Genomic DNA, 10,745 nt, shown 5'->3' on the forward strand with positions numbered 1-10,745 from the left:
CCAGGCGCTGAAGAGGGGGCACTCCCCCGCGAGCATGAGCACGAAGCCACTTGCCCCCGAGTATGAGCACGAAGCTGCCCGGCACATCCCCCGCGCATCCTAACCACCCGTGGGATAATCGCCCTATGAGTTTTTCTTCTGTTGAGTTCACGCGTGCACCTGAGGTTTCGGCTGAGTTTGCGGGCAGGGTGCGCGGCTTGTTGCGTGCGTCTGCGCTGGGTGATGCGCTGGGTTATCCGTTGGAGTTGTTGTCGGCTGAGCAGATTGCGAAGTGCGCCCCTAAGCCGTGGGAGTCGGCGTTTGGTGAGCTACTGGTCAGTGATGATACGCAGCTGACCTGCTACACCTTAGATGGCCTGACGGAGGTTTTGGAGTGGAATAATGAGGGCGCGGCGGCGGATGAGTTGGCGTGTCTGTGGTTGGCGTATTTACGGTGGTTCCGCGGTATTGGTGAGGTTCTGCCGGAGTCTGCGCCGTTTTCGTTGGATCGTGAGATTGATGGGTCGCCCGAGTTGACGGCTCGTCGTGGTCCGGGTGCGGCGACGTTGCGGGCGTTGGGTTCGGGTGAGATGCAGTTGGTGTCGAAGTCGGTGAATCCTGATGCTTTGGGTAGTGGTGCGTTGGTGCGTTCGGCGGCGTTGGGTGTTTTGCCGGTGGCGCAGGAGCGTACGGTGGTTTTGTTGGCGGTGCGTGCGGCGGCGTTGACGCATGGGCATCCGGAGGCGTTGGCTTCGGCGGCGGCGTATGCGTTGTTGGTTCGTGATTTGTTGGCGTCCTCGTCTGGCTCGTTTGGTGTGTTGTTGGAGGCGGCGCGTCGTGTGGTGTCGTGGTGTGGTTCGGTGGCGGCGGATGATTCGATTCCGGGTGATGCTTCGCGTACCGCGGCGGCGCTGAGTCGTGCCGTCGAGCTGCTCGAGCAGGGCGTGGCGCCGGTGCCGGAGGCTGTGGCGGAGCATTTTGGTACGGGTTGGACGGCACCGGAGCTGTTGGGTGTGGCGTTCTGGTGCGCGGCGGATGCTGTGAAGATCTTGCCTGCTGATACCGACGATGCGACGGTACGTGGCGCTTTGTTTGAGGGGTTGTGCCGTGCGGTGTCGGTGGATTCGGATTCGGATTCGGTGGGTGCGATGACGGCGGCGTTGTGGGCGGCGGCTGGTTTCCCGGTGGGCGGCGGTGAAGCTGATGCGTGGTCGCAGGCGCTGGGTCGTGTGTGCGGCTTGGATCAGGTGGAGGCGGTGGCGGACCGCTATCTGCGTCAGCTGGGTCTGTAGCGGCGCGGTATAGCTGGCGGCGCAGCGGACATGCGTAGCGGGGGCACTCCCCCGCGAGCATCGTCCGCAAGCCGGCTTACGAAACCTACCCGAGCGAATATCCTTCGCGACCTAATGTAGACATAGAAAAGGCTCTCCGGTATCTCGGAGAGCCTTTTCTGTATGTGTTAGAACTAGCGAAACTGAACCTAGACGGCATAGCGGGCATGCGTAATGGCGGAGGCCCCATCCTCAAAGCGCCTAGCCCATTCACTTATTGGGGCGCCGCAGAGGGGGCACTCCCCCCGCGAGCATCGTCCGCAAGCCGGCTGTGCAAAACTTACGCGAGCATCGACCGCGTGCCGCATATACAAACTGTTTATATACGCAGAAAAGGCTCTCCGGTATCTCGGAGAGCCTTTTCTGTATGTGCTAGAACTAGCAAAACTAAGCCTTTACGGAGTAGCCGGTCACGCGGAGCGGGGGCTCCGTCCTCAAGGCGCTCATCGCCGCAGAGGGGGCACTCCCCCGCGAGCGGGAACCGGCTACGTCCGCTCAATCTAGGTGATGTTTCCTAGTCCAGGTAGTCGCGCAGTACCTGCGAACGCGACGGGTGACGGAGCTTAGACATGGTCTTGGACTCGATCTGGCGGATTCGTTCGCGGGTCACGCCGTAGACTTTGCCGATTTCGTCGAGGGTCTTGGGCTGGCCGTCGGTCATGCCGAAGCGCATTGCGACCACGCCGGCTTCACGCTCGGAGAGGGTGTCGAGTACGGAGTGGAGCTGTTCCTGCAGAAGGGTGAAGGACACTGCGTCTGCGGGGACGACTGCTTCGGAGTCTTCGATGAGGTCGCCGAATTCGGAGTCGCCGTCTTCACCGAGGGGGGTGTGCAGGGAGATGGGTTCGCGGCCGTACTTCTGGACTTCGATGACCTTTTCGGGGGTCATGTCGAGTTCCTTGCCGAGTTCTTCGGGGGTGGGTTCGCGGCCGAGGTCCTGGAGCATCTGGCGCTGCACGCGGGCGAGCTTGTTGATGACTTCTACCATGTGCACGGGGATGCGGATGGTGCGGGCCTGGTCTGCCATTGCGCGGGTGATGGCCTGGCGGATCCACCAAGTTGCGTAGGTGGAGAACTTGAAGCCCTTGGAGTAGTCGAACTTTTCGACGGCGCGGATGAGGCCGAGGTTGCCTTCCTGGATGAGGTCGAGGAAGAGCATGCCGCGGCCGGTGTAGCGCTTGGCAAGGGAGACGACGAGTCGCAGGTTGGCTTCGAGCAGGTGGTTTTTGGCTCGCTTGCCGTCGTGGACGACCCAACGCAGGGCTTTCTTGAGGTCTTTGTCCATGTCGGGGTTTTCAGCGAGCTTGTGTTCGGCGTAGAGGCCTGCTTCGATGCGCTTGGCGAGGTCGACTTCCTGCTGTGCGTTGAGCAGGGAGACTTTGCCGATTTGCTTGAGGTAGTCCTTGACGGGGTCGGCGGTTGCGCCGGGGGTGACGACGCGCTGTGCGGGTGCGTCGTCGTCGTCGTTTGCGGTGAGGACGAAGCCGGAGCCCTTGGCTGCTACTGCTTCTGCGGCCTTCTTTTCTTCTATTTTGGCTGCGGTTTCTTCGTCTTCTTCGTCGGTTTCGTCTTCGCCGTCGGTGGTTTCGAGTTCTTCGTCGAGTCCGAGGTCGAATTCGTCGTCGCTCTTTTTGCGGCGGCCACCGGTCTTGCGCTTGGTTGCGGTTTTGGTGGTGGTGGTGGTTTTGCGGGTGCGCTTGGGCTTGTCTGCCTCGGTTTCGGCAGTAGTTTCGGCAGTGGTTTCAGCACCGGTTTCGGCGGTTGCGCCGGTGGTGTCTTCGGTTGCCGCTGCGGCTTTGGTGGTTGCCTTCTTGGTGCGGGTGGTCTTGGTGGTGGTTTTTGCGACGGTTTCTTCGGTTGCGTCGCCGGTCACGGTCTTCTTGCTGGTTGCAGGTGCCACTAGAACCCTTTCTGGCTTGTGGTGGGGTGTTTTGTTTGCAAAACACCTAAGACCCTGTCAAGTCTGTGCTGGCGTCCTCGGTCGGGGTGTTTGCTGCGTTTATCCGGTTTAACGCTGTGGGGGCGGGTTTTATTCCGCGTGCGTTGGGTGGTTTGCAGGGTTCCGTTGCTCGTTGTGTGGAGCGGTTTGAGGGCGCGTTATAGCGCATTGACTGTACGGGGTCAATATATAAGTATTGCAGATTTTTGGTTGCTTTCAACTTGACGCGCTGTTTGGGTGGCTTGTGGACCTGGTTTTGGGTGGGTGCGGTTGTGGGCGGGAGGAGTCGGTGGGAGGGGCGTGCCCGGTGGCGCGCCCCTCCCTCGTTTTGTACCTCGCTTTTAGGTGCCGGTTTTAGGTGCCGGGCTTTTAAGGTTTTCGGGGTTTGAGGGTGCTGATGGGTTCGCGGTGTGTTCCGGGTTCGCCGCAGATGGTGTATTTGATCCAGGCGGGTAGGTTGCCTGCGTTGAGGTGTACATCGAGGATGTTGAGGTCCTTTCCGAATGTGTGGCGGTGGGCTTCTTGGCGGAGCATGCGGGCGTAGGTGCTGTAGCCCTTGTACCAGTTGGCCCAGGCTTGGGTGTTGCGTAGTTCGGCGTATTCTCCGTCGGTGCTGTGGGGTGTGAGCAGGCTGGTGAGTAGTTCGAGTGCGTTGAGGCGTGCCCAGTGGGGGCTGTCTAGTTTTCCTTTGAGGGCGTTGAGGTAGTGGGTGTAGACGGCGTGGTGTTTGGTGAGGTATTCGCTGTTGGTGCAGCTTTCGTCGATTCGTTGTTTGAGGTTTTCGAGTTTGTTGTGGGCGTTGTGGTCTTTGGGGTGTTCCTCGAGGCGTGGGAGCAGGTCGCGGCTGATGGTGTTGAGTTCGGCGGCGCTGGCGAGGTCGGCGGGGGTGAGGTTTTCGAGTGCCCAGCCGTTGAGGTTGGTGTGCTGGTTGCTGCGGTTCTGTTGAATGCTGCGGCTCTGCTGAATGGTGCGGTGGGTGCGGCGGATCCAGTCTTGCCATTGCACGCATTTTTCGGGCACGGCGCGTACGTGTGCCTGTTCGGTACCGGGTGTGGCGCTGAGTGCGTGGGTGAAGCTGGCGGGGATGTAGGTTTTGCGGGTGATGCGGGTGCCGTAGCGGGGTGGTTCGAGCGGCGCGCGGTCGGGGCTGGGGTATTCGCCGCCGAAGGCGTGGTAGGTGTATTGGGCGGAGTAGTGCAGGTAGGCGAGCGCTTTTTGGGCGTGGTTGAGCCCGTAGCCGGCGAGGTAGGTGAGCATTTCGGCGGTGATGGGGTTGAGGGTTGCGGGTGCGATGGAGGCGCGTAGGTGCCCGGCGATTTCGGCGGGGATGAGTTCGCGGAGTGCGTCGCCGATGGTGGGCGCGTCACCGGTGATGGGGTTGCCCGCGTTATCGACCGGGTGGGTGGTGAGCAGGTGCGCGGCGGCGTTGATGGCGGCGTCCCAGTAGCAGAGGTCGATTTGGGCTTGGCGGTAGATGGTGCGGACGCCCTGGCGGGCTTCGTCGTGGCGGGTGGTGTGGGTGTGGTCCCAGAGTTCTACGGCGTTTTCCCAGTCGTGGCGGGTTTCGGGGTTGGCTGTGGGGTCGGTGTCCCAGGGGCTGTGGGCGTAGTTGTGTTGGGCGGTGTCGGCGATGGTGTCGCCGTGGCGGGTGAGCCAGGTGTAGTAGCTGCTGTGGCGGATTTCTTCGATGGGTGCGAGGAGGGTGAGCGCTTGCTGTTCGGGGTTGAGCGCCCAGATGCTGGCGCCGCCTGCGTAGATGACGTCTTCGCAGCGTAGTTCGCTGACGATGCGCGGGTCGTGGAGCAGGTGGAGCCATGCGTTGATGGGGATTTGGGTGTCGACGTCCTGTTGGATTTCTTCGATGGCGGCCAGTTGCGCGGTGTCGGGGTTGAGTTGGCGTTGGCGTACGGTGTTGTCGCCGTCGATGATGATGGCGTAGAAGCGGGTGAGGGTTTCGCCGTTGTGACGGGTGGGGAGTTTGGTGAAGGTTTCGTGCAGGAAGTCGGCACGTTCGCTGTGGGTGCAGGGTTCGTCGGGTAGGTTGACGCGCAGGCTGGGGCCGAGGGTGTCATCGGTTGCGGTGAGGATGATGAGTGAGTGGTCGGGCCAGTAGCCGTGCTGGTGGAGGGCGCAGCTGAGCACGTCGTATTCGTTGCGGATGGGCGGGGGCGTGTCGTAGCCGCTGTGGAAGTGTTCGTTGTGGAAGTGGTCGCTGTTGGGGGTATTGCCGTTGGAGGTATTGTTTGCGTTCATGCCTTCACGGTGGCATGGTTTGCGCGGGGTACGGGGTTAAACAAATAAATCTGTGGATACTTCGGTTCATGTGTCCGTTGGTTCCACAGATTTATTCGTATTGTTCGTTTGTGCGCCGAGGTTTGTCCACAGCGGCGCGGGGTGCCGCGTCATAATTTGTCACGCACTATCTGGCACGCACTATCTGGCACGCACTATCTGGCGGGCGGTATCCGACGGACGGTATCCCCTATTGCGCGCACCTATTGTTCGCCCACATCTATTGTTCGTCGAGGAACCGCTCGAAGAGCGCACCAATCTCGTCGCGGCTGGGCACGTTGTGCGCGTCGCGTCGCGAGAGGGGAATCGCAATATCGGAGGTGCGGAAGTTCTCGTCGTAGTTCTCTTCCATGGCCGTGATCATGCGACCGATTTCGGGGTTCTGCTTGACCTGATCGTTGATCTGGCTGTGCACGTGGCGTGCGGCTTCGCGCAGGTTCTCGGTGGGTAGGGAGAGGTGCGCCGCCATGCCCACGTGTTCGAGGGCGGTGAGGGTGCCCTGCGGCAGGTCCGCCTCCGAAATGTACTGGGGAATGTTCACGCCGAAGCCGACGGTGTCGATTCCGTTTTCGGTGAAGAGCACTTCCAACAGGTTGGTGACGGTCGCGTGCACGTCCGCGCTGGGCTTCCACGGGGAGATGCCGTGAATCAGGTCCTTGCGGGAACCGTGCGCGGTAATCGGGAAGGGGCGGGTGTGCGGCACCGGCATGGGGAATGCGGAGACCAGCACGACCAGGGATGGCTTGACCCGCTGGGCGATGGTCAGCACCGCCTTTTCGAAGCGCTGCCACTGCAGATCCGGTTCGGCACCGGTGAGCAGCAGGAACGGCTTGTCGAGGCTATCTTCTACGGCGTAGAGCTTCAGCTGCGGGTATTGCGGCGTTTCGAAATGGTCTTTTTCGTAGCGAATGTAGGGGCGGCGGGCACGGTAGTTGTGCAGCTGGTCGCTGTCGAACTCGACGATTTCAATGTTTTTGAGTTCGCTGAGTAGCACCTGTCCGAGCTGGCCGGCGGTGGAGCCTGCGTCTTGCGGGCTGGAGAGGGCGATGACGAGGGTTAGCCCGTGCATCCTGGGGTCGTCCAATATTTTGGTGTTGGCTAAGTAGAGATCTTCGGGGTTGAGCATCGTGCCTCCTCACTTCTGTCTGGTTCGCGCCGCGCACAAACGTATCTCAGCAGTTCTGTGCTCGGGGCGAAGGGGCGTCTTCTGTTATCTGACGTTTTCCTTAGTCTTTCATTTTATGCCACTACTGCCCTGTCTCGACAGTGTGCGGGCTTTTCTCGCAGTAGGTGAACTTGCTTGGTGTCTCGTCGACGTTCTTAAGGCGCTGCAGCTCGGCTTCTTGTGCATTTTTCTGTTCTGCCAGCTGTTCGGGGTGAGAGCTGAACCTCACGCCCTCCTACATATCCGTGTAGAGTAGAAGCAGTAGTCCGCGTGGCTTTGCGCGGCGGTATTCATCCTCACTCTTCGAGGGCCTACAGTTGAGTTTTTCGGGCGCGAGGATGTGCCCCGACTATTTTGAGAAGACATACGCAAAGGAGTAACGATGTCTCTGTCTCTGTCTATTCACAGCACCGACCTTGAAGCGCTCGAAGCTGACGTTCTGGTTCTGGGCGTTCTGAAGGGTTCGGACGGCCCGTACCTGGCGCCGAGCTCCCTGTCTGAGGACTCTGTTGAGGGTATTAACGAGTTGCTGGAGGCGCTGGGCGCTTCGGGCGCACCCGATCAGCTGCTGCGTCTGCCCGGTCTTGAGGACACCGGTGCCGGCATTGTGGCGCTGGCGGGTCTGGGCTCTGATACCGCTGAGGGTCAGGAGCGCCTGGATGCTCTGCGTTACGCCGCCGGTTCTGCGGCTCGTCAGCTGGTTGGTTCCGCTGAGGAGGTTGCTTTCGATTTCGGCGTTTCTTCGGTAGAGGAAATTGAGGCTATTGCTCACGGCGCTGTGCTGGGCAACTTCATTGAAGAGGGTCTGCGTTTCAAGACCAAGGATTCGATCAAGGAAGAAATCGAGTCCATTCTGATTGTTTCTTCGATTGATCAGGAAGAGGCTGAAGAGGCTCTGGTGCACGGCCTGGTTCTGGGCGAGACCGCTAAGGACGCTCGCCGCCTGGTGAACCTGCCCCCGTCGCACCTGTACCCGGAGACTTTCGCTGAGTTCGCTGCTGAGGTCGCTGAGGATTACTCGAACATTGAGATTGAACTGTTCCACCACGACCGCCTGGCAGAGGAGGGCTTCGGCGGCATTTCCGGTGTTGGTCAGGGTTCGCCCCGCAAGCCGGTTCTTGCCGTTGTGAAGTACACCCCGGAGAACCCGAAGGCTCACGTTGCTCTGGTTGGTAAGGGTATCACCTTCGATACCGGTGGTAACTCGCTGAAGCCTGCCGCTTCGATGATGACCATGAAGTGCGATATGGCTGGTGCGGCATCGGTTCTGAGCGCTGTGGTTGCTTCTGCTGAGCTGGATGTTCCGGTTGCTGTCACCGGTTACCTGTGCCTGGCTGAGAACATGCCCGGCGGTCACGCACTGCGCCCGGAGGACATTATCACCATGCGTGATGGCCGTACCGTTGAGGTGCTGAACACTGACGCTGAGGGTCGCCTGGTCATGGCTGATGGTATCGCTCTGGCTTCTGAGTCGAACCCGGACGTCATCTTGGATATCGCTACCCTGACCGGTGCCGCTATGGCTGCTCTGGGTCTGCGCACTGCGGCTCTGCTCGGTGACGAGGAGATTCGTGACCGCGTGATTGCAGCCGGCGCTGCTGCGGGTGAGTCTTACTGGCCGATGCCGCTGGAGTCCTACCTGCGCAAGAGCCTGGAGTCCCCCGTTGCTGACATCAAGAACATTGGTTCCCGCTACGGTGGCGCGCTGACTGCGGGCCTGTTCCTGAAGGAGTTCGTGGGCGAGGGCATCCCCTGGGCTCACCTGGATATTGCGGGCCCCGCGTTCAATGAGGAGTCCCCGTACGGCTTCACTCCGAAGGAAGGCACCGGCTTCGGTACCGCTACCCTGGTGAACTTCATCGAGTCGTACGCTAAGTAGTCTGCTTGGCTGGGCGCGCGTCCTAACTGGAGCATCCTAACTGGTGCCCCTTATCTGGTGTGCGGCCGCATAGCATAGAGCATAGAGCTGATCTGAGGAGGGCTTTCCGGTACTTCTACCGGGGAGCCCTCCTCTGCGTCTTTTCGAGGGTGCGTTCTGTACGACCGCTGCGGTGGTCCTGTCACCGCACTGTTCTATGACGCGCCCCTTTTCTTGCGTAGTGAAAAATTTGGGGTGTTTGGGCGATTAATCGGCTAAAACCGCCCTGAGTGAACTTAAACGACCTTCAACGGGGGTATTGTTGTATTAAGTGTTTTTCTGCGTACGTGGAGGGCGCGCGACTTTTCGAGCTCGCGGGCCTTTCGCGCATGCTGAGGAACCTACCAATAAATTGGTAAAAAGAACTCATTGCAGGGGTTTCAACCCCAACAACTATGCAAGGGAGCAATATCGTGGCTCAAGAATTCGACATCCTCATCCTCGGCGGCGGTTCCGCTGGCTACTCTGCAGCTATTCGCGCACGCCAGCTGGGCTTCACCGTCGGCCTGGTCGAGAAGGAAAAGGTCGGCGGCACCTGCCTGCACACCGGCTGTATCCCCACCAAGGCGTACCTGCACGCTGCTGAGCTGGCTGAAGATGCACGCGAGGCGTCCAAGGTTGGCGTTAACGCTGTACTGCAGTCCATCGAGATGGGCAAGGTTCGCGATTACAAGGACGGCATCGTCTCCGGTAAGTTCAAGGGTCTTGCAGGCCTGCTGAAGATGAAGGGCGTAGAGGTTATCCCCGGCGAGGGTAAGCTGACCGCTCAGGACACCATCACCGTCGGTGGTGTTGAGTACAAGGGTAAGAACATTATCCTGGCATCCGGTTCGGTCTCCAAGACCTTCGGTCTGCCCATTGAGGGTCGCGTGCTGACCTCCACTGAGGCACTGGAGATGGACTACCTGCCCAAGAGCGCTATCGTGCTCGGTGGCGGCGTGATTGGTTGCGAGTTCGCATCCATGTGGAACGCTATGGGCGTTGACGTCACCATCATCGAGGGCCTGCCGAACCTGGTTCCCAACGAGGACCCGGCAATCATCAAGGTTCTGGAGCGTGCGTTCAAGAAGCGCGGCATCAAGTTCAACACCGGCACCCTCTTCGAGAAGGTTGAGCAGGACGCTAACGGTGCTAAGGTCACCCTGGCTGACGGCAAGGTCTTCGAGGCAGAGATCGTTCTGGTCGCTGTTGGTCGTGGCCCGAACACCGCAAACATGGGCTACGAGGAGCAGGGCATCCCCATGGATCGCGGCTTCGTCCTGGCTAACGAGCGCCTGCACACCGGCGTTGGCAACATCTACGCTATTGGTGACATCGTCCCCGGCGTTCAGCTGGCTCACCGCGGTTACCAGCAGGGTATCTTCGTTGCTGAGGAAATCGCTGGCCTGAACCCCACCATCGTTGAAGACATCAACATCCCCAAGGTCACCTTCTGTGACCCGGAGATTGCTTCTGTTGGTTACTCCGAGCCCAAGGCTAAGGAGAAGTTCGGCGCTGAGAACGTTGAGACCGCTGAGTACAACCTGGCTGGTAACGGTAAGTCCTCTATCCTCGGTGCTACCGGTATCGTGAAGGTTGTCCGCCAGAAGGACGGCCCCATCGTTGGTGTTCACGCTATTGGTAAGCGCATGGGTGAGCAGATTGGTGAGGCTCAGATGTGGGTTGCTTGGGAAGCATTCCCCGAGGACGTCGCTAAGTTCGTCCACGCACACCCGACTCAGAACGAGTCTCTGGGTGAGGCTGCAATGGTCCTGAACGGCACCCCGCTGCACAGCGCATAATCACAGCGCATAAATTTTGCTGACTGGCGTTAGCGCGTCAGCTTAGTATTGACGACCGTTGGTCGTTAGCGGTTGCCGGGCGTATCCGCTGAACAACGCCCCTATCCGGATGCGCGTCGACGTGCTACAACGCATACGGCGCGCATCCGGGTCGCCGCTCACATTTTTCTAGTTCAAGCATTCACAAGGAGAACGGGAAAGATTATGTCCCACACCGTAGTACTGCCCGCACTGGGCGAGTCCGTGACCGAGGGTACCGTTACCCGCTGGCTCGTTGAGGTCGGCGACACCATTGAGGTTGACGCACCCCTGGTTGAGGTTTCCACCGACAAGGTTGACA

At 60.0% G+C, this 10,745-nt stretch carries 7 protein-coding genes; 4 read left to right on the forward strand and 3 right to left on the reverse strand.

The annotated features are described in order from the left end of the window. Nucleotides 1-125: 125 nt before the first annotated feature. Nucleotides 126-1,271, forward strand: coding sequence for an ADP-ribosylglycohydrolase family protein (locus HMPREF2528_RS08595; protein WP_070543741.1), 1,146 nt, complete (start codon nt 126-128; stop codon nt 1,269-1,271). Between the two features lie 553 nt (nt 1,272-1,824). On the opposite strand, the gene HMPREF2528_RS08600 is transcribed toward HMPREF2528_RS08595, so the two are convergent. The 3 genes from HMPREF2528_RS08600 to HMPREF2528_RS08610 form a co-directional block, all read right to left on the reverse strand. Beyond that, nucleotides 1,825-3,210 carry an RNA polymerase sigma factor gene (locus tag HMPREF2528_RS08600; RefSeq protein WP_049349549.1) on the reverse strand — a complete coding sequence of 462 codons (1,386 nt, stop codon included), beginning with the start codon at nt 3,208-3,210 and terminating at the stop codon, nt 1,825-1,827. A gap of 408 nt (nt 3,211-3,618) precedes the next feature. After that, nucleotides 3,619-5,502: a hypothetical protein gene (locus HMPREF2528_RS08605; RefSeq protein WP_049349547.1), complete on the reverse strand. Its 1,884-nt coding sequence runs from the start codon at nt 5,500-5,502 to the stop codon at nt 3,619-3,621. A gap of 259 nt (nt 5,503-5,761) precedes the next feature. Beyond that, complete coding sequence (locus tag HMPREF2528_RS08610; RefSeq protein ID WP_012903264.1) at nt 5,762-6,667, reverse strand: PAC2 family protein; 906 nt, start codon at nt 6,665-6,667, stop codon at nt 5,762-5,764. A 421-nt stretch (nt 6,668-7,088) separates the two neighbouring features. Between HMPREF2528_RS08610 and HMPREF2528_RS08615 the strand changes: the two genes are divergently transcribed. The 3 genes from HMPREF2528_RS08615 to HMPREF2528_RS09065 form a co-directional block, all read left to right on the forward strand. After that, nucleotides 7,089-8,585 (forward strand): leucyl aminopeptidase, encoded by a 1,497-nt coding sequence (locus tag HMPREF2528_RS08615; RefSeq protein ID WP_012903262.1) that lies wholly within the window; start codon nt 7,089-7,091, stop codon nt 8,583-8,585. Nucleotides 8,586-9,019: 434 nt separating this feature from the next. After that, the gene (lpdA, locus tag HMPREF2528_RS08620) at nt 9,020-10,405 is read left to right on the forward strand and encodes a dihydrolipoyl dehydrogenase (protein WP_012903261.1); all 1,386 of its coding nucleotides are present in this window, start codon (nt 9,020-9,022) and stop codon (nt 10,403-10,405) included. Nucleotides 10,406-10,609: 204 nt separating this feature from the next. Continuing rightward, a partial coding sequence (locus HMPREF2528_RS09065) for a biotin/lipoyl-containing protein (protein WP_305793661.1) occupies nt 10,610-10,745 on the forward strand: 136 nt, incomplete at its 3' end.

Source organism: Rothia sp. HMSC078H08, from assembly GCF_001808955.1.
Lineage (GTDB): Bacteria > Actinomycetota > Actinomycetes > Actinomycetales > Micrococcaceae > Rothia.

Coding starts and splice junctions, on each gene's coding strand:
- HMPREF2528_RS08595 (WP_070543741.1), top strand. CDS start 126: ATGAGTTTTTCTTCTGTTGAGTTCACGCGTGCACCTGAGGTTTCGGCT.
- lpdA (WP_012903261.1), top strand. CDS start 9,020: ATGCAAGGGAGCAATATCGTGGCTCAAGAATTCGACATCCTCATCCTC.
- HMPREF2528_RS08605 (WP_049349547.1), bottom strand. CDS start 5,502: ATGAACGCAAACAATACCTCCAACGGCAATACCCCCAACAGCGACCAC.
- HMPREF2528_RS08610 (WP_012903264.1), bottom strand. CDS start 6,667: ATGCTCAACCCCGAAGATCTCTACTTAGCCAACACCAAAATATTGGAC.
- HMPREF2528_RS08615 (WP_012903262.1), top strand. CDS start 7,089: ATGTCTCTGTCTCTGTCTATTCACAGCACCGACCTTGAAGCGCTCGAA.